This is a genomic window from Slackia exigua ATCC 700122 (assembly GCF_000162875.1).
Taxonomy (GTDB): Bacteria; Actinomycetota; Coriobacteriia; order Coriobacteriales; family Eggerthellaceae; genus Slackia; species Slackia exigua.
In genome coordinates this window covers 770249-787711 of sequence record NZ_GG700630.1, presented here as the reverse complement: position 1 = coordinate 787711, position 17463 = coordinate 770249, and the positions used below count along the sequence as shown (strand labels likewise).

The 17463-nt window shown below is 64.7% G+C and carries 18 protein-coding genes and 1 tRNA gene; 16 read left to right on the top strand and 3 right to left on the bottom strand.

The window, feature by feature from the left end; genetic code table 11:
* The first annotated feature begins 28 nt into the window (after window positions 1-28).
* The 5 genes from metG (at window position 29) to HMPREF0762_RS03435 (ending at window position 4874) form a co-directional block, all read left to right on the top strand.
* Complete coding sequence (gene metG, locus HMPREF0762_RS03455; RefSeq protein ID WP_006362039.1) at window positions 29-1609, top strand: methionine--tRNA ligase; 1581 nt, start codon at window positions 29-31, stop codon at window positions 1607-1609.
* A gap of 3 nt (window positions 1610-1612) precedes the next feature.
* Window positions 1613-2953, top strand: coding sequence for a TatD family hydrolase (locus HMPREF0762_RS09095; protein ID WP_006362038.1), 1341 nt, complete (start codon window positions 1613-1615; stop codon window positions 2951-2953).
* Complete coding sequence (locus HMPREF0762_RS03445) at window positions 2946-3563, top strand: flavodoxin family protein (protein WP_006362037.1); 618 nt, start codon at window positions 2946-2948, stop codon at window positions 3561-3563. The genes HMPREF0762_RS09095 and HMPREF0762_RS03445 overlap by 8 nt, the downstream gene beginning before the upstream one ends.
* On the top strand, window positions 3560-4438 hold the full coding sequence (rsmA, locus tag HMPREF0762_RS03440; protein WP_006362036.1) for a 16S rRNA (adenine(1518)-N(6)/adenine(1519)-N(6))-dimethyltransferase RsmA: 879 nt from the start codon (window positions 3560-3562) through the stop codon (window positions 4436-4438). The genes HMPREF0762_RS03445 and rsmA overlap by 4 nt, the downstream gene beginning before the upstream one ends.
* Before the next feature lie 100 nt (window positions 4439-4538).
* The gene (locus tag HMPREF0762_RS03435; protein WP_006362035.1) at window positions 4539-4874 is read left to right on the top strand and encodes a Veg family protein; all 336 of its coding nucleotides are present in this window, start codon (window positions 4539-4541) and stop codon (window positions 4872-4874) included.
* 153 nt (window positions 4875-5027) lie between these two features.
* Here HMPREF0762_RS03435 and HMPREF0762_RS03430 read toward each other — a convergent pair whose 3' ends face one another.
* The 3 genes from HMPREF0762_RS03430 to HMPREF0762_RS03420 form a co-directional block, all read right to left on the bottom strand.
* Complete coding sequence (locus tag HMPREF0762_RS03430; RefSeq protein WP_006362034.1) at window positions 5028-5321, bottom strand: hypothetical protein; 294 nt, start codon at window positions 5319-5321, stop codon at window positions 5028-5030.
* 125 nt (window positions 5322-5446) lie between these two features.
* Window positions 5447-5908, bottom strand: coding sequence for a hypothetical protein (locus HMPREF0762_RS03425; RefSeq protein ID WP_006362033.1), 462 nt, complete (start codon window positions 5906-5908; stop codon window positions 5447-5449).
* A gap of 187 nt (window positions 5909-6095) precedes the next feature.
* Window positions 6096-6171: transfer RNA gene (locus tag HMPREF0762_RS03420), tRNA-Ala, on the bottom strand.
* 579 nt (window positions 6172-6750) lie between these two features.
* On the opposite strand from HMPREF0762_RS03420, the gene HMPREF0762_RS03415 reads away from it, so the two are divergent.
* From HMPREF0762_RS03415 to HMPREF0762_RS03365, 11 genes are all read left to right on the top strand, one after another.
* Window positions 6751-7485: a cytochrome c3 family protein gene (locus tag HMPREF0762_RS03415; RefSeq protein WP_039993197.1), complete on the top strand. Its 735-nt coding sequence runs from the start codon at window positions 6751-6753 to the stop codon at window positions 7483-7485.
* Window positions 7486-7762: 277 nt separating this feature from the next.
* The gene (locus HMPREF0762_RS03410; RefSeq protein ID WP_238319060.1) at window positions 7763-8443 is read left to right on the top strand and encodes a cytochrome c maturation protein CcmE domain-containing protein; all 681 of its coding nucleotides are present in this window, start codon (window positions 7763-7765) and stop codon (window positions 8441-8443) included.
* 6 nt (window positions 8444-8449) lie between these two features.
* Window positions 8450-10750, top strand: a complete 2301-nt coding sequence (locus HMPREF0762_RS03405; RefSeq protein ID WP_006362030.1) for a heme lyase CcmF/NrfE family subunit — start codon at window positions 8450-8452, stop codon at window positions 10748-10750.
* 9 nt (window positions 10751-10759) lie between these two features.
* Window positions 10760-11473, top strand: coding sequence for an ABC transporter ATP-binding protein (locus HMPREF0762_RS03400; RefSeq protein ID WP_006362029.1), 714 nt, complete (start codon window positions 10760-10762; stop codon window positions 11471-11473).
* Window positions 11473-12195 carry a heme exporter protein CcmB gene (locus HMPREF0762_RS03395; RefSeq protein ID WP_006362028.1) on the top strand — a complete coding sequence of 241 codons (723 nt, stop codon included), beginning with the start codon at window positions 11473-11475 and terminating at the stop codon, window positions 12193-12195. The genes HMPREF0762_RS03400 and HMPREF0762_RS03395 overlap by 1 nt, the downstream gene beginning before the upstream one ends.
* 37 nt (window positions 12196-12232) lie before the next feature.
* Window positions 12233-12997, top strand: a complete 765-nt coding sequence (gene ccsA, locus HMPREF0762_RS03390) for a cytochrome c biogenesis protein (protein ID WP_006362027.1) — start codon at window positions 12233-12235, stop codon at window positions 12995-12997.
* 1 nt (window position 12998) lies between these two features.
* On the top strand, window positions 12999-13193 hold the full coding sequence (ccmD, locus tag HMPREF0762_RS03385) for a heme exporter protein CcmD (RefSeq protein ID WP_006362026.1): 195 nt from the start codon (window positions 12999-13001) through the stop codon (window positions 13191-13193).
* Between the two features lie 97 nt (window positions 13194-13290).
* A complete protein-coding gene (locus HMPREF0762_RS03380; RefSeq protein ID WP_006362025.1) occupies window positions 13291-14109 on the top strand; it encodes a UTP--glucose-1-phosphate uridylyltransferase in 819 nt (272 codons plus the stop codon).
* A gap of 67 nt (window positions 14110-14176) precedes the next feature.
* The gene (gene alr, locus HMPREF0762_RS03375; protein WP_006362024.1) at window positions 14177-15484 is read left to right on the top strand and encodes an alanine racemase; all 1308 of its coding nucleotides are present in this window, start codon (window positions 14177-14179) and stop codon (window positions 15482-15484) included.
* Window positions 15481-16116, top strand: coding sequence for a uracil-DNA glycosylase (locus HMPREF0762_RS03370; RefSeq protein WP_006362023.1), 636 nt, complete (start codon window positions 15481-15483; stop codon window positions 16114-16116). The genes alr and HMPREF0762_RS03370 overlap by 4 nt, the downstream gene beginning before the upstream one ends.
* 1 nt (window position 16117) lies before the next feature.
* Window positions 16118-17446, top strand: coding sequence for a bifunctional folylpolyglutamate synthase/dihydrofolate synthase (locus HMPREF0762_RS03365; protein WP_006362022.1), 1329 nt, complete (start codon window positions 16118-16120; stop codon window positions 17444-17446).
* Window positions 17447-17463 lie beyond the last annotated feature (17 nt).

The following is a 17463-nucleotide window of genomic DNA, read 5'->3' as shown; positions in this document are numbered from 1 at the left end:
AGTCGCTCCGGTGGAAAGAGGCGTCTCTATGTCCAAGCCCACCTATTCCTTCACCACGCCGATCTACTACGTGAACGCTGCGCCTCATCTGGGCACGGCCTACACGACCGTCGCCGCGGACGCGGTTGCCCGCTACCAGCGCATGAACGGCCATGACGTCGCGTTCGTCACCGGTCTTGACGAGCACGGCCAGAAGGTCGCCGAAACCGCCGAGAAGCACGGCATGACCCCGCAGGAATGGTGCGATTCCATGGTGCCCGCCTTCATGGACGCCTGGAAGATGCTCGATATCGCCTTCACCGACTTCGTGCGCACGAGCTCCGATCGCCAGACGCGCACCGTGCAGACGTTCTGGAACGACCTCTACGAGAAAGGCTACCTCTACAAGGGCGCCTACGAGGGCTGGTACTGCGTCCATGAAGAAACCTACTATGCCGAAAGCGACCTGGAGACCGACGATGCGGGCGCGTTCATCTGCCCGGATTGCAAGCGTCCGGTGCGTCGCATGTCGTCGGGCGAGGAGAACTGGTTCTTCAAGCTTTCGGAATTCCAGGACCGCCTCCTCGAGTTCTACGAGGCCCATCCCGATTTCATCCGCCCCGAGACGCGTCGCAACGAAGTCGTCGCGTTCGTCAAGGGCGGCCTGCAGGATCTGTCCATCTCGCGTTCCACCTTCGACTGGGGCATTCCGCTGACTTTCGACGAGGGCCATGTCTGCTACGTCTGGGCGGATGCCCTGCTTGCATACCTGACCGGCATCGGCTACGCCGACCCCGACCGCCCCGGCGAATTCGATGCGCGCTGGCCCATGCAGTATCACTTCGTCGGCAAAGACATCACGCGCTTCCATTGCGTCATCTGGCCTGCGATGCTCATGGCCGCCGGCCTGCCTGTCACGCATACGGTCTTCGGCCACGGCTTCCTCATGGTGGGCGGCGAGAAGATGAGCAAATCCAAGGGCAACGGCATCAGGCCCGCCGATCTCGTGTCCGTGTACGGATCCGACGCCTATCGCTACTATTTCCTCTCCGACGTGCGCTTCGGCGCCGACGGCAACGTCTCTGTCGAGCGCATGACCCAGGTCTACAACGCCGATTTGGCGAATACCTGGGGCAATCTCTGCAGCCGCGTCTTCAACATGGTGGGGAAGTACTTCGACGGCACGGTGCCGCAGGTTCCCTCGGGATTCACCCATGTGGAAAACCCGCTGCGCGATATCGCGGACGGACTGTACGAGACGTTCGATTCCTGCATGGCCGACGTGAACTTCACCGATGCGTGCGCGGCCGTTCAGGAATTGGCGAGCCGCGTGAACCTCTATGTCGAACAGAGCGCGCCGTGGAATCTGGCGAAGTCCGAAGAAACGGCAGGCGAGCTGGCATTCGTGCTGTACAACGCGCTTGAGGCCTGCCGTATCCTGGCGCTCTACTTCGCGCCGTTCATGCCGCGCACGTCCGCCGAGGTGTTCCGTCGCTTGGGGCTGGGCGACATCGCCGCCGTCGACGACATCGAGGCCGCGACCGCCTGGGGCCAGCTGCCTGCCGGCAACGAGGTCGAGAAGGGCGATCCGCTCTTCCCGCGTCTCAAAGTCGAAGACATCCAGCTCTAGCTCATGGCGAACGAACCTGTGCAGAACGCGTGCCCGGACGCGCCCGACGGCGCGGCGGGGATATGCGGCTCGAATCCGGTCGGCAGCGCATCGGCGTCGCGCGGTTCGAACCTACCTTCCAGCGCGCCGGAACCGTGCGATGCGCGCTCCTCGGCCAGCGCATCGGCGTCGTGCGGTCCGGACGCGCCCGCCGGCGCGCCGCCGGCGCATGCCGATCCCATCGATCCCGAAGGCGAGGCCGGGCATCTGGCTTATGGCGACGCGCTGTTCCGCAAGAAGCGCCGCCGGGGGCATCGCGTCGTGGCGCGGCCTGCGCTCGAAGGCCCCGTCGCCGATTCCCATACGCATCTCGATATGCTGTCCGACCCGGCGCTCGCGCTGGCGCGCTGCGCGGTCGGGCGGGTGGATTTCATCTGCACGGTGTGCGATCCGTCCGAGGACGCCCGCCGCACCTACGAGAGTCTTCCACTGTGGCGCTCGGAAGCGCTCAGGCGCCTGCCGGATGTATTCGCCGCCACGCGACGCTCCATCGAGCGCGCGAGGCAAGAGGCGGCATCCGACCCGCAGGCGCTTGGCGTCGAGACGATTCCCGGCAGCGACGACCTTTCGGCCGACGAGGCCGCGTCCCAACGCTGCCCCTGCGACGTGGCCGTTCCTCGCGTGCGCGTGGCCTGCGGCGTGCATCCGCATAACGCGCATGCGTGGTCGGCTTCCCTTGAGGCGGAGCTCCTCCGCCTGCTTGCGCGCCCCGAGACCTCGGTGCTCGGGGAAGCAGGCCTCGACTATTATTACGACCTGTCGCCGCGCGACATGCAGCGCGAGGTGTTCCGCCGTCAGGTGGAAATCGCCCGCATCACGGGCCTGCCGCTCATGCTCCATCTGCGCGATGCGGCTCAGACGGGCCGGCACGAGCGCAGCGCCCACGAAGACGCGTTCGATATCCTCGAGTCGACGGGATGGCCTGCGGCAGGCGTGCTCATCCATTGCTGCAGCGTCGGTCCGGACGAATTGGGACCATGGATCGAACGCGGCGCGTTCGCCGCGTTCGGCGGCGCGCTCACGTTCAAGAACGCCGATGCGATCCGTGCGTCATGCGCGATCGTGCCCCGCGGACGCCTGCTGTTCGAGACCGACGCTCCCTACATGACCCCGGTGCCGTTCCGCGGCCAGGAGAACGGCCCCGACCATATCGTGTTCACGGCGCATCGGGCCGCCGCGGTCGTGGGCGCGGATTCCGGCGCGTCCCGCGCGCGCTTCCTGTCCGAGGTGCATGAGACGACGCTCGGCTTCGAGGATCGCGGCCCGACCTCCTGGCAGCTGTCGCAGGGGGCGAACCATGCATGAGCGGAAGCGCGTCCTCGTCATAGTCGGTTCGGCGCGGGCGCACGGCGTGAGCGCACGGTATGCGCGCGAAGCGGTCGTCCCTGAGGCGAAGAGCGTCGGATCGGACGTTCGCATGTGGAATGTCGCAGACCATCCGGTCGAAGGGTGCATCGCCTGCGAGCGGTGCCGAGGGCCGTTCCGCTGCTTCCGGCGCGATGCCATGGACGGCCTGTTCGAGGAGCTTGCATCCTGCGATGCGGTCGAGGTGATCGCCCCGGTGTTCTTCTCCGGTCCGACAGCCCAGTTCAAGGCCGTGCTCGATCGGTTCCAGCCGCTATGGGAGCGCCGTATCGGCCCTGCGGGCAGCGCAGACCCTGCCGAAGTGAAGCGGCCGGTGCGGCTGCACGTCATCGGAAGCGGCGGCGATCCCCATGGCTTCGATCCGCTCGCGACCATCGTGCGCTCGGCATTCGGATCGGCAGGATTCAGGCTCGTCGACGTCATCGACGCCGTCGGCTGGGGGCAGGCCGATGCAGGCATTCCCGACATGGATCCCTGCGCAGGAGATGCGGCCGTTGTCGCGCCTTGCGCACGCGATCGTTCGTCCCGTATGAAAGGTATCGTCTCATGACCAGGTTCTCCCCGCTTGCGACTCCTTCCGCCACGCGCGCCGCGCTCGCGCGCCATGGCTTGGCGGCCAAGAAGGCTCTCGGGCAGAACTTCCTCATACACGATGCGATCGTCGGGAAGATCTGCGAGCTTGCGCAGGTGGATGCGGGAGATGACGTGCTCGAGGTCGGGCCGGGCATCGGCACGCTGACGGTCGCGCTGTGCGCACGCGCGCGGGCGGTGCATGCGATAGAGCGCGATCGGGATCTTGCCCCTGTGCTCGAGGAAAGCTGTTGGAACTTCGATAACTTCACGCTCCATATGGGCGATGCGTTGCAGGTCGGCAGCGATGATCTGGGCGGCTTCGCGCCCACGAAGCTCGTGGCCAATCTTCCGTATGCCGTCGCGGCCACGCTCGTGCTCGATTTCTTCGATCGATTCCCGTCGATGCGCAGCATGACGGTCATGGTGCAGAGCGAAGTGGCCGACCGCATGGCGGCGTCTCTCGGCACGAAGGATTACGCCGCGTATTCGGTGAAGCTCGCCCTGCGTGCGCAGGCGACCGGGCGTTTCGAGGTCGCACCCTCGAACTTCATGCCGGCGCCGCACGTATCATCCGCCGTCATCAGGCTCGATAGAGTGCAGGACCATGCGCCTGACGATGTCGCGCTCGCATCCGTCGCGGCGGATGCGGCGTTCGCCGCGCGGCGCAAGACGATCGCGAATTCTATGAAGGCCTATTTCTCGCGTCCGGGATCGCGGCATCTCGAGGCGGCGGATATCGTGCATGCGCTTGAAACGGCGGGCATAGACGCGCGCAGGCGGGGGGAGACGCTGTCGTTGGACGAGTTCATCGCCTTGGGACGCGCATGCGCGTCCTGCGGCGGCTGGGAATAAGGCCATATGTGGTTTAACCTTGTGAAACGCGGACAACGCCTGCTGAGCGTAGTAAAATTTCACTTCACATTGCCCTATTCGCTTGAAGGAAACCGTCTATATGGAGCTTGAAAAGCAGGTTCATGTCATCGATGACATTCGCGGCGAACTCGTTTCCCGCACTGAAACGCGCGTGAAGGTACGCGCGAATATGGGACGCTCGAAGATCGTCGAAAGCGAAGGCCTGCTCATTCAGGCGCATCCCTCGCTCTTCGTTCTCGAGGTCGATCGCAGGCGCGGCCGCACCGCACGCCAGTCGTACCAGTACGTTGACGTTCTGACCGGCATGGTCGAGCTGTTCGACACCGAGACGGGCATGCCGATCTTCACCCTCGGGCGCGAAGATGCGTCGCTCGAGGATGCGTCCGACGCCGCCGACGACGAAGACGACGAGTAGCGTTCGCGAACGACGCCGACCCGTACGCGTCCGCCGTTCGAGGCGATCACGCACGTTCAAGATGCGGTCCTGAAATCAAACGAGCCGCCTTCCACCCTCATCGGAGGGGACGGAAGGCGGCTCGCATTCTTGCGGATGCCGGACGGGCATGCCCTAGGCCTGCATCGTTCCGGTGCTCATCGAGCCTGCGGCAAGGAGCGCGGCCATGCCGGTCAGGCCGAGGATTATCCCGAGCACGACCTCGATGGCGAAGACGAGCACGAAGGAACGCGCGAAGTTGCGGCGCGCGATGTTCGAGTCGTTGAATGCGAAGACGAACGCCATGATGATGCCGACCAAGGGCACGCATTGGAAAAGAAGCGTGTAGCCGAGGTACGCCCACATGCTCAGGGGTTGGTATTTGAGGGGAAGCTGAGCGATCTCGCGCTCTTCGTCAGGGTTTGCCATGCCGATGCCTTTCTTGCACGAGGACGCGGCCCTTCGCGCCCTTCCTTCAGGAACGCGACGATGATACCGAAACCATGCGGCGCACGCCAACGAAATTCCCGTCAAGCGGCTTGATGGAGCATGGTTTAGACGGCGGCCCCCACGGTCTTTTCGTCGGCGGGTTCGTGCGCATCGGCCGACTCGTAGCGCCCGTACCGGATGAAATTCTCCGCATAGCGCAGGCCGGCGAGGAAGAGCGCGCTGCCAAGCCCTACGTAGAAGAATGCGATGAAGAAGCGGGGAACGGCGTCGCAGGCGCGCAGGGACGCTCCCAAAGCCATCATGAACGCTATGATCGCGTAGGTCTTCGGCGTGAAGAAGGACAGCGGGTTGTTGTCGTCGGTTCCCATGCGCACGATGCGGCGACGGTTCTTCACGGTCATCTTCTGGAACATCATGCCGAAGGGCACGAACACGATAAGCGTGAGCGCAACGAGCAGCGCCGAGAGGTGCGACGGGTATTCCTGGACGCCGAAGCGCAGGACCATGAGCCCTGCGGCGAGCCAGACGACGGCGGATATGCCGACAAGCGTGCGACGAGAAGCCATGGGAAGCCTTCCTTCTTGCAGGCTGCGATGCGAACGCGGTCTGCATCCCCCTTATAGATCGAAGAGCTGTATGCAGCATACCCCGATTGCGCATGGCGAGAGGCGGTCGTGCGCGGCGCACCCCATTCTCGACATATCGCATACGAAAAAGGCCCCGGGACGATCGTTCCGGGGCCTTGAGCATTTCTGGTGGAGATGATGGGATTCGAACCCACGACCCCCACGTTGCGAACGTGATGCTCTCCCAGCTGAGCTACATCCCCAGAAATCGGCAAGACAGTATTCTTGCGCTCGGCTGCGTCGTTGTCAACGGATACGTTGCGCGCAACCGTAAATCCATAACCCCGCAAGGCTGCGGAGCGACGGTTCGCGTCGACGGGCGCACGGGTCCGTCCGCGACGCCATGCAACGCCGGCATGCCGCATCGGACGCGCCTGCCCCGTTCGGGACACGCGCGCCAAGCTCTGAAAACAATGCGCGCACGACCGTTTCCGCACCGGCATTCCGAAGATGCCGCAAGGGATCCGAGCATCGGCGGCACGGAATCCTCTCACGAAAAGCCTATGAGTTCGCTTCGGCTTCCTCGCAAGGTCGCTTGGTCGTGCCGTACGTGTTCCATCTGGTGGTTTTAAAGAAACCTATCAGGTTTGCGGGGGTGTTTGCACGGGTATCGGGCATGTTTTTCCGCGATGGGGAAATACCGTATGGCATTCGTTCCGCGCAATGCTACAATGACCACGATCCATCGCCGCGGTTCGCATGGCATGCCCGACATGTCCCCCTCTGAACCGCAGGGGCTGGAGCGCAAGGGGAGAAAAAGCTTCATAGAAAGGGGGTATCCGATGGCCGAAGAGAAGAAGGTCGAGCAGACCGATGCGGGCACGGAAACGGGTACCAAGAAGGCGAAGATGCCGAAGAAGAAGAAATTCATCATCGTCGGCGTCGTGGCCGTGGTTCTCGTCGCGGCCGGTGCCGGCTTCATGGTCTGGCACGAGCAGCCGACGTTCTGCAACGCGATCTGCCATACGCCGATGGATGCGTACGTCGAAACCTACGTCGACGGCTCCACCGACGCGTACGGCAACGAGCTCGCCTCCGATCAGGAGAAGAACTCGATGATGGCGTACATGCACGGCAAGTACAAGCTCGCCAACTGCCTCGACTGCCACGTTCCGACGATCGGCGAGCAGGTCACCGAAGGCATGCACTGGATCACCGGCAACTACGAAGTCCTGGGCCAGAACAAGGTGGGCGACACCATCCTGGCCGAGCGCTCGACCGACGATCTGGTCAAGGCGCGCAACCTTGATTCCGGCAACGAGTTCTGCTCGAACTCCAAGTGCCACAGCGGCTCCGGCGATCATGGCACCATGACGCGCGACGAGCTCGTCGCGCTGACCGCCGGCCTGAGCGACACGCGCAACCCGCATCTCGCCCAGCACGGCGAAGTCGCCTGCAGCGAGTGCCACAACGCGCACAGCCAGTCCGTCAACGCGTGCAGCCAGTGCCACAGCGACGCGCCGATTCCGGATGGTTGGCTGTCCGTGTCCGACTACGCCGCGAAGACCAAGCTCTAAGAGCTTTCCGATAGCGTTTCGGTTCGCAAGGGAGGCCCGCTTCGGCGGGCTTTCCTTTTGTTGTGAATAGAATCTAAGAAAGAAGAAAAGAAGAAGGCTCCGCGTGCCAATGCGAGGGGCACCTGATACTATCGAGAACGCGGCAGGGGCGTCCGGTATCGTCGAAGCCGTCGCGAGCCGGAATCGTTCGCGACGCGCCGAGGATGCGCAGGGCTTCCCGTATCGCGCAGATGGCGCCGGGGATTTCTCTTCCGGGCGCACGAGAAAAAGGGGGCATATGAACACCCAGGCCAAACGACGTCTTATCGTGGTGACGCTGGTCATCGTCGCCGTGCTCGCGGTCATTCTCGCCTATATCGGGAGCAGCTCCGCGGCCAAGACGGTCTCTGTCGCCGAAGCGGCGGACGGATCGCTCGTCGGCACGCGCGTGGAAGTCACCGGCTCCGTCGTCGACAACTCGTACAGCATCGACAACGGCGTGCTCGCCTTCGATATCTACGATGCCGACGCGAACGACGGCGCGACCGTGCATGTATCCTACGACGGCTCGGCCGCATCCACGTTCGGCAACGGCGTCCAGGCCATCTGCACCGGCGAGCTTACGGACGAAGGCGGCACCCCGACGGTCGTCTGCACCGAGCTCGTCACCAAATGTCCCTCGAAATACGAGAACGCATCCGAAGCCCTGACCGTCTCGCGTCTGGATTACTACCGGGACAGCATCCTCGACAAGCCCGTCAAGGTGGCCGGCGTCGTCAAACCCGGCACGTTGAAGAAGGCGGGCGAATCCGATATCCGCTTCTCCCTGCTCGATGCCGACGATCAGACCTCCGAAGTCTCCGTCAAGTTCGACGGCGGCATTCCCGAGGGGATCGGCGAGGGCACGTCCGTCGTCCTGACCGGCTCGCTGTCGAAGGACGGCACGTTCGCCTGCACCGATATCGCACAGGAGGCTTAGGCACGCATGTCAACGTTCGGTCTTATCGGCCTGGTCGTGGCCTTGATGGCTGCGGCCATCTCCATCATCTGCCTCATCGCCGGCCGCGTGCTCGAGGTGCGCGGCAAGGCGGAAGCCGCCGAAACCGTCTCGTGGGCGGGCTGCGTCGCCGTCGTCCTGACGGCCATCGCCCTTACCGTCTGCTGCGGCATTCTCGTCTTCTGCTTCCTCACAGGGGACTATTCCATCAAGTACGTCTTGCTCGAACGCAGCAAGGCCTCCGGATCCATGAGGCTGCTCTACGACATCAGCGGCCTGTGGGCGGGCCGCGAGGGTTCGCTTCTATTCTGGACCTGGCTGATCTCACTCTATAACGTGACGATCGCCGCACGTGCGCTGCGCCATCCCGACTCCATGGATCACATGGCGCTCATGACCTCGCAGGTCGTCCTGCTCGCGTTCGTATCCCTTTCGCTGTTCTCCGAAAGCAACATGCCCTTCACGGTGACGGCCGCCCCCTACGTGGATGAGGCGGGCAACCTGACGTCGGCGGCGAACGCGGCCGGCATGTCGCCTCTGCTCGAGCATTGGGCGCAGGCCATTCATCCGCCGACGCTCTTCGTGGGCTACGCGGGCCTCACCATTCCGTTCGCATACGCCATCGCGGCGCTCATCCTGGGCGATTCCGGCAAGAAATGGGTCGTGCGTTCCAACGGCTATGCGGTCTTCAGCTGGCTGTTCCTCGGCATCGGCATCGGGCTCGGCGCGATATGGGCCTACGTCGTGCTCGGCTGGGGCGGTTACTGGGCATGGGATCCGGTCGAGAATGCGAGCCTCCTGTCCTGGATGGTCGCCCTCGCCCTCGTCCACTGCTTCACCGTGTATCGCCGTCGCGGCGGCTTCAAGCGCTGGAGCGTCATGTGCGCGACGCTCGCGTTCTCGTTCGTCGTCGTCGGCACCTTCATCACGCGGTCCGGCGTGGTGCAATCCGTCCATTCCTTCGCGCAGGATCCGGTCTCGCTCGTCATCTTCGGCCTGATCATCGCCGTTTCGGTCGCCGTCTCGCTCGCGGGCGTCGGTCTGCGCTGGAAGCGCTTCGAATCCGACGACGACATCCAGTCCATGATGTCGAAGAACGCGGCGTACTATTTCAATAACGTGATCATGATCGTCTTCACGCTCATGCTGACCTACATGACCGTCTCGAGCGCGCTTCCGTCCTGGCTGCCTTTCGGCGGCCAGAGCCTCGCCGCCCAGACGTACAATGCGGTCGCGCGTCCGGTCGGCATCTTCTACTGCCTGATCATCGCCGTCTGCCCGTTGCTTGCCTGGGGCATCACCGACCGTGCGCGGTTCGCATCCCAGATCAAGATTCCCGCCATCGCCGCGACGGCCATATTCGTCGCGCTGCTCGCGTATTTCGTCGCGCGCCTGCATCCGGCCTATGTCGCCACGGTCGCCGGCGGCGGGTCGATCGGCAACAAGCTCGCGCAGGAAGGTCCCGCGTGGTATTACAACGGGCTCGCCGTCGTCGGCTTCGCAGTCGCGGCGCTGCTGTTCTGCACGACGCTCATGATGGTCGTGCGCTCCGCTTCCGGCCGCGCCAAGGCGACGGGCGCCCATCCGATCGCCGCGTTCTTCGGCCTCTTCCGAACCAACCCGTCCAAATACGGCGGCTTCCTGTCGCATTTCGCGATGGCGCTCATCCTGGTCGGCCTCGTCGGTTCCAACATGTTCGTCACCGAAACCTCCCAGTACCTCGCGTTCGATCAGGATGCCGATACGGCTGAAGACGTGACGGTCTCGAACTACGGGCTCCATTACGTGACGAGCTCGGTCGAGCAGAACGAGGCGGGCGACACGGCCACCTACACCGTCGTCTTCGACGTGACCGACGAGAAGACCGGCAAGGACCTCGGCGAGGTGAGCCCGTCCATCGACATGAACCTCGCGACGATGGAAACCAAGCTCAACGCCTCGATCATCCATATGCCGACCGAAGACCTCTTCGTCGTCTACCGCGGCGTCAGCAATTCGGGCGAGCTGGCGATCGATGTCAAGATCAACCCGCTCATCGGGTTCGTGTGGGTCGGCTTCTTCCTGCTCATGCTGGGCACGGCCATCGCGCTGTTCGGGCATCGCAGGCGCGGGCGCAACGACGGATCGTCCACCGACGTGGATGAAGACACGCTCGTCCAGGTCGTCGACGCACCGGTGAAGGCGCCCGTCACGAAAGAGGATGGGGCCGCCGCAGCGAAGGACTCGACCGGGAAGGGGCGGGACGCGGGCGCGAAGGACCCGGACGCGAAAGGCCCTTCGGTAGGGTAGACTACGCGCATGACCGAAGCCATCGTCGCACATAAGCTCACCAAAGCGTACGGACGCCGTCGCGCGCTCGACGGCGTCTCGTTCGATGTGCCCGAAGGCGCGTTCGTGTCGATCTTCGGCCCGAACGGCGCCGGCAAGTCCACGCTTCTGCGCACGCTCGCCACGTTGACGAAGCCGACGGGCGGCACCGCGACGATCCACGGCTTCGATATCAAGGAAGACCCCGATCGCGTGCGCGGCTCCATCGGCATGATCTCGCACCGGCCGATGCTGTATCCGGACCTCACGGCGTTCGAGAACCTCATGTTCGTCGCGCGCCTCTACGGCATCGATGACGCCGAGGCTCAGGTGCGAACGATGCTTGCGGCCGTCGAGCTGGATCATCGCCGCTTCGATGCGGCGCGCACGTTCTCGCGCGGCATGACCCAGCGTCTGTCGATCGCTCGCGCCCTGCTCAACGATCCGTCGGTCGTCTTTTTGGACGAGCCGTACGCTGGCCTCGACCCGCATGCGGTCGAGATCTTCGACTCTCTGATCGCGCGGTTGCGCGAAGGCCGCACATTCGTCATGGTGAGCCACGACCTGCAGAAGGGCTTCGATGCATGCACGCACGCGCTCGTCATGGCCCGCGGCCGCATCGTTTCGTTCTCTCCGCGAGAAGACCTCGACCTCGGTGAGTTCTCGGAGCTCTATCGCTCGACCGTCGGGATGGGGGTGGCCTGATGGCATCTTCCGTTTCCGTCGCGCGTCCATCCGCCTGGCGCCAATACCGCACGCTTCTGGCCAAGGATCTGCGCCAGGAGATGCATACCAAGGAAATGCTCACGTCGATGGGGCTCTATGCGCTGCTCGTGCTCGTCGTGTACGGCGCGGCGCTCGCGCAGTCGACCAGCCGCCTTGACGTGCTCCAGCTTTCCGGGGGGCTTCTCTGGGCGGTTATCCTGTTCACGAGCCTGCTCGGCCTCAACCGTTCGTTCTCCTACGAGAAGGAGCAGGGCGCGCTCGAAGGCATGCTGCTCGTGCCGATGGACCGTTCGGTCATCTTCCTCGCGAAGGCGACGGCCAACCTGCTGTTCCTGCTCGCGATCGAGCTCATCTGCGTGCCGCTCTTCTTTTTCTTCTTCCTGAGCACGGTAACCGCGGCATCGAGCTGGCCTCTCATGGCCGTGCCGCTCATCGTGGGGACGATCGGCATCGCCGGCGTGGGCACGCTGCTGTCCACGGTGACCGTCAACACGCGAGGCAAGGACGTCATGCTCGCCGTCCTGTTCATCCCGCTGGCGTTTCCCCTGCTGTGGGCCTGCGTCGCCGCGACGACGTGCGTCATGGTCGGACAGGCGGGGTATATGCATACGTTCGCGACGTCCCTTGCGCTCGCGGGCGGATACGATGTCGTGATGACGCTGTTGTCCTGGGCGCTCTACGATTTCGTCGTAAGCGCGTAGGAACGATGGGGGAGCGCAGGCTCCAAGGAGGTGCTCTATGAGCGAAACGACAAGGCGCGCGCCGGGAATCGGCGGCGTGCGGGATGCGATCGCGCCGGCGGTGCTCGGCGTGGGCGCGCTTCTGGCCGCGGCGGGATTCGTGCTCGCCTTCACATCGGCCCCGCTGGTCAACGGTGCGGGAGTGAACGAACCTGCGGTCATCAACGGCGTGGTCGTGACCAACAAGCTCCTGCTGTCGCAGAAGATCTTCTATTGGCACGTGCCCGTCGCCGTGGCGAGCGCGCTCATGCTCGTGTTCATGGCGTACTGCTCCGTGCGCGTCCTCATGACGCACGCACGCGCCTTCGATGCGCGGGCGAAGGTCGCCATGGAGGTCGGCCTCGTCTTCGTGGTCTGCACGATGGTCTCGGGCATCTTCTGGACGCGTTTCGAATGGGGCGTCTGGTGGACGTGGGAGCCGCGTCTGACCACGTACTTCATTCTGATGATGCTCATCTTCGCGTACTTCATCCTGCGCAACGCCGTCGAAGATCCCGAACGCCGCGCGCGCTATGCGGCCGTCTTCGGGCTGCTCGCGTTCGCGGACGTGCCGGTCAGCTTCGCCATCACGCGCCTCGTGCCGTCGAGCCTGCATCCGGTGGTGTTCCGCACCGATTCCGGATTGTCTCCCGAGATGCTGCTGCCGTTTTTGCTTTCGGTGTTCGGCATGGCCATGGTCGCGTACGGGCTGTTCCGCTTCCGCCTGCGTGTGCAGGTCATGGAAGATTCGATCGAAGAAATCAACGAGAGGCTGGAGGACTAGCATGGACCCGGTATTGGAAGAGATCTATTCGACGGTTCTGCCCGCCGCGCCGTTCGTCATCGCTGCATACGGCCTGATGTTCCTAGTCATGTTGGGATATGTGGCCTATGTCCTGGCGAAGCTCAAGAACACGGAGAAGAAGCTTTCCGCCCTTGAGGAGCATCTGGGGATCGGTTCGTCCGACGACGACCGCTAGCATCCGACAGCCGCGTTTCACGCCCTGCGCCCCGTCGGACGCGTCCGGCAGGCTCGGGGCGTTCCGGCGTTTCCGTCACGTGCGAAAGGATGGACCGATGAAGGCCCTGATACCTGCGGCAGGCCTGGGAACCCGTTTCCTGCCGGCCACGAAGGCGCAGCCCAAAGAGATGCTGCCCGTGCTCGACAAGCCCGTCATCCAGTACGTGGTGGAAGAAGGCCTGGCCTCCGGCGCCGACGAGGTCGTGGTCATCAGCAATCGGAGCAAGATGTCCATCGAGCGGCATTTCTCGCCCGATGCGGCGCTCGAAGGCACGCTGCGCGCGGCGGGCAAACATGCTTTGGCCGAGGCCGTCTCCCATGCGGGAGCGCTGAACGTGTCGTTCGCATACCAGGACGCTCCGCTCGGGCTCGGGCATGCGGTGCGCTGCGCGGCCGCGGCCTGCGGCGGCGAGCCCTTCTTCGTGATGCTCGGCGACGTCGTCGTGCCGGGAAACGACATCTGCCCGCGCCTGCTCGACGTGTCGCGCGCGCATGGCGGTGCGGGCGTGATCGCCGTCGTCCCCGTTCCCGATGACGAGGTGAGCCGTTTCGGCATCATCGCGGGATCGGCCGTCGGCGATGGCGTATGGCGCGTCGATTCCCTGGTGGAAAAGCCGCATCGTGACGAGGCCCCTTCGAACCTCGCGGTCTTCGGCCGCTACCTGCTCAGTCCTCGGGTCATGGAGCTTCTGGCCGACGCGAAGCCGTCGGTGGGCGGCGAAATCCAGCTTACCGACGCGCTCGATGCCGTGCTCGCCGAAGAGGAGATGTATGCGGTGGTCATTTCGCCTGAGCAAGGCTACGATACGGGGACGGTGGAATCCTGGGTCGCCGCGAACGCCGCCATGCTCGCGCGTCGGGGCGACTGCGCATAACGATGGTTTTACGAGGTCGGAGCCTGTCCATGCAGCCAGGCGCCCGACGGAGGGGATGCATGCATCCATGAGCATCGATCTGGATAATTTCAACGCGTTCGGCACGCGTCCGCGCAAGGTCAAGGCGTCCGCTCCGACCGACGGCCCCATGCGCGCGGACGGTGCGACCGACGGCGCCCTGCGCGCCGCCTTCGTCGAATCGTTCGGCGCCGATCGTCTGGCCGATATCGAATCCGACGAGCGTCGCTGGTCCTGGGTCGAGATCGATCTTGGTGCCATCAGGCATAACACGTATGCGAACAAGCGCTGCCTGAAGCCGGGCACGCGCCTGATGGCCGTCGTGAAGGCCGATGGCTACGGGCACGGCGCCGTGCAGGTGGCGCGGACGGCGCTTTCCGCCGGTGCGAGCCAGCTGGCCGTCGCCACGGTGGACGAGGGCATCGAGCTTCGTCGCGCGGGCATTGCGGCCCCGATCCTCATCCTGTCGGAGCCGCCCGCCTCTGCCGCGCCTCTCCTGCTTCAGCACGACATCATGCCGTCCGTCTACACGCCCGAATTCGCCATCGCCTATGCGGAGCTCGCCGATGCGCACGGGATGCGCGCGCCGTACCATCTGGCGCTCAATACCGGCATGAACCGCATCGGCGTGCGCCACGACGAGGCCGTCGAATTCGCCCGCCAGATCTCCTTCCACCGCGCGCTCGACCAGGTCGGCACGTTCACGCATTTCGCCACGGCCGACTGTGCCGAGACGCTCGACTTCAACCTGCAGTTCCGCCGCTTCGCAGATGCCATCGAGGGCATGCGGGTCGCAGGCATCGACCCCGGCATCGTGCATTGCGCGAATTCCGCCGCGCTCCTGCGGTATCCCGAAACGCACATGGACATGGTGCGCATGGGCATTTCCCTGTACGGCTTCCATCCGTGCCCCGAGACGCGCGGCGCGGCCGTGCTGAAGCCGGCGATGAGCGTGCATGCACGCATCACCGCGGTCAACGCGCCGCAGCTTTCCGAAGGGGTGGGTTACGGCCTGCACTATCGCAGCACGGGCAGCGTGCGCATCTGCACGGTGCCGGTCGGGTACGCCGACGGCTTCGCCCGCGCGCTTTCGGGCCGCACCGATTTCATCTACGGCGGCCGCCGCTGCCATCAGGTGGGCAACATCTGCATGGACCAGAGCATGTTCGAGGTCGACATGCGCTCGCTCGGCACGCGTCCGCGCCTCGATCCCCAGGTGGGGGATGAGGTCGTCGTCATCGGCGAGAAGGATGGCCTTTCGGTCGGCGTCGAGGAGCTCTGCGATGTGCTGGGCACCATCCCGTACGAGGTCTGCTGCGCGCTTGCGATGCGCATGCCGAAGGTGTACGTCCGATGAGCATCCATTACGACCATTTCAAGACCATCCGGCCCGTGGGAACCGAGGTTCCTCAGCAGCTGCTCGAGGAAATCTCCGATGCCGTGTGGGCCTGCCGTCGCTGCGAGCTCGCCGAAGGCCGCACGAACGCCGTGCCCGGCTTCGGCAATGCAAGCGCGCGCATCATGCTGGTGGGCGAGGCTCCCGGTCGCAACGAGGACCTGCAGGGCAAGCCCTTCGTCGGCGCGGCGGGGAAGTACCTGACCGAGCTTCTGGGCTATGCGGGGCTTACGCGCGAAGAGGTCTTCATCGCGAACGTGCTGAAGTGCCGGCCGCCTTCCAATCGCAATCCCCGTCCCGAGGAAATCGAGGTCTGCACGCCGTTTCTGCGCGACCAGGTACGCACCATCGAACCGGAATACCTTGTGACGATGGGCAACTTCTCCACGAAGTTCGTCCTGCGTACCGAGCGCGGCATCACGGGACTGCGCGGGTCGGTCCATGTCACGGGGCCGTTCAAGGTGTTTCCCGTCTTCCATCCGGCGGCGGCCATCTACGATCGCAGCAAGCGGGATGTCTTGGAAGCCGACTTCCGCGCGCTCGGACGCCTGCTGGGCAACGAACCCATCGAGCCTCTTCGGGGTGCGGAGTAGCATGGCGAGGAAGGAACGCGCGGCGTCGCAGACGGAAGGCGCCGCGCCCGATGACGGATTCGACGCCAAGGCCTATCTGCAGCAGGGGTCGTGGCGCGACATGGACCTCGGACTCGACCGCACGCGCGCGTTGCTCGCCGCGCTCGGCAACCCGCAGGACGCCTATCCTATCGTGCATGTCGCCGGTACGAACGGCAAAGGTTCCACCAGCGCCTTCATAGCCGGCATCCTGCAGGCGGCCGGCTACGATACGGGGCTTTTCACCTCGCCGTTCATTCTGCGTTTCAACGAGCGCATCCAGGTGAACCGCGTCGACATCTCCGACGGGGAGCTTGATGAGGTCGCGCGCGCCGTGCGCGATGCGGCCGCATCGATCGACGTGCATCCGACGGCCTTCGAGCTCATCACCGCGGTCGCGCTGGAACACTTCCGACGCCGCGGGTGCGACGCGGTCGTGCTGGAGGTGGGGCTCGGCGGCAGGCTCGACGCCACGAACGTCGTCGTGCCTGCGGCCTGCGCCATCACGTCCATCGCCTTCGACCATATGCGCATCCTGGGCGATACGCTCGCGCAGATCGCCGCCGAGAAGGCAGGCATCGTGAAGCCGGGCGTGCCGGTGGTGTCGTATCGTCAGGCGCCCGAGGCGCAGGCCGTCATCGAAGACGCCTGCCGCGCGGCGGGCTCCGTGCTCGTCTTCCCGCGCTTCGGACGCATCCATGTGCGCCAGGAGGGGTTTTCCCAGGTGTTCTCCTACGATGGCATCGCCGATGTGCGCCTTTCGCTTCTGGGAACCTACCAGCCTTGCAACGCCGTCATGGCGATCGAGGTCGCGCGCGTCCTGCGCACGCGGGGCCTCGCCATCTCCGACGACGCCATCAAGCGGGGCCTCGAAACGACGCGCTGGCCCGGACGCTTCGAACTCGTGGCCGCTTCGCCGACGACCATCGTCGACGGCGGCCATAACGAGCAGGGCGCGGCCATGCTCGCATCTTCCCTCAGGGCGTATTTTCCGCACCGCACGGTCACGTTCGTGGCGGGCATGCTGAAGGACAAGCGGTATCGCGATATGGTCGCTCTCGTCGCGCCGCTCGCGGCGAAGGTCTACTGTGTGGAGCCGCCCGAGCCCGAGCGCGCGCTGCCGGCGGCCGACCTTGCTCAAGAGTTCGTCCGCGCCGGCGTCGCCGATACCGTGGCCTGCGCATCCATCGCGGACGGCGTGCATCGCGCGCGCGCCGAGGCGTCGCCTGACGATGTCGTCTGCTGCTTCGGATCGCTCTATTCCATCTCCGAGGTCATGGAAGCTCTCGGGTCGAGCCGTCGCGACGCTTGATCGATGCGTGCGGAGCG

Coding starts and splice junctions, on each gene's coding strand:
- HMPREF0762_RS03410 (WP_238319060.1), top strand. CDS start 7,763: ATGAACACCCAGGCCAAACGACGTCTTATCGTGGTGACGCTGGTCATC.
- HMPREF0762_RS09095 (WP_006362038.1), top strand. CDS start 1,613: ATGGCGAACGAACCTGTGCAGAACGCGTGCCCGGACGCGCCCGACGGC.
- HMPREF0762_RS03435 (WP_006362035.1), top strand. CDS start 4,539: ATGGAGCTTGAAAAGCAGGTTCATGTCATCGATGACATTCGCGGCGAA.
- HMPREF0762_RS03425 (WP_006362033.1), bottom strand. CDS start 5,908: ATGGCTTCTCGTCGCACGCTTGTCGGCATATCCGCCGTCGTCTGGCTC.
- HMPREF0762_RS03400 (WP_006362029.1), top strand. CDS start 10,760: ATGACCGAAGCCATCGTCGCACATAAGCTCACCAAAGCGTACGGACGC.
- ccmD (WP_006362026.1), top strand. CDS start 12,999: ATGGACCCGGTATTGGAAGAGATCTATTCGACGGTTCTGCCCGCCGCG.
- HMPREF0762_RS03395 (WP_006362028.1), top strand. CDS start 11,473: ATGGCATCTTCCGTTTCCGTCGCGCGTCCATCCGCCTGGCGCCAATAC.
- HMPREF0762_RS03405 (WP_006362030.1), top strand. CDS start 8,450: ATGTCAACGTTCGGTCTTATCGGCCTGGTCGTGGCCTTGATGGCTGCG.
- HMPREF0762_RS03370 (WP_006362023.1), top strand. CDS start 15,481: ATGAGCATCCATTACGACCATTTCAAGACCATCCGGCCCGTGGGAACC.
- HMPREF0762_RS03430 (WP_006362034.1), bottom strand. CDS start 5,321: ATGGCAAACCCTGACGAAGAGCGCGAGATCGCTCAGCTTCCCCTCAAA.
- HMPREF0762_RS03445 (WP_006362037.1), top strand. CDS start 2,946: ATGCATGAGCGGAAGCGCGTCCTCGTCATAGTCGGTTCGGCGCGGGCG.
- HMPREF0762_RS03365 (WP_006362022.1), top strand. CDS start 16,118: ATGGCGAGGAAGGAACGCGCGGCGTCGCAGACGGAAGGCGCCGCGCCC.
- ccsA (WP_006362027.1), top strand. CDS start 12,233: ATGAGCGAAACGACAAGGCGCGCGCCGGGAATCGGCGGCGTGCGGGAT.
- rsmA (WP_006362036.1), top strand. CDS start 3,560: ATGACCAGGTTCTCCCCGCTTGCGACTCCTTCCGCCACGCGCGCCGCG.
- metG (WP_006362039.1), top strand. CDS start 29: ATGTCCAAGCCCACCTATTCCTTCACCACGCCGATCTACTACGTGAAC.
- HMPREF0762_RS03415 (WP_039993197.1), top strand. CDS start 6,751: ATGGCCGAAGAGAAGAAGGTCGAGCAGACCGATGCGGGCACGGAAACG.
- HMPREF0762_RS03380 (WP_006362025.1), top strand. CDS start 13,291: ATGAAGGCCCTGATACCTGCGGCAGGCCTGGGAACCCGTTTCCTGCCG.
- alr (WP_006362024.1), top strand. CDS start 14,177: ATGAGCATCGATCTGGATAATTTCAACGCGTTCGGCACGCGTCCGCGC.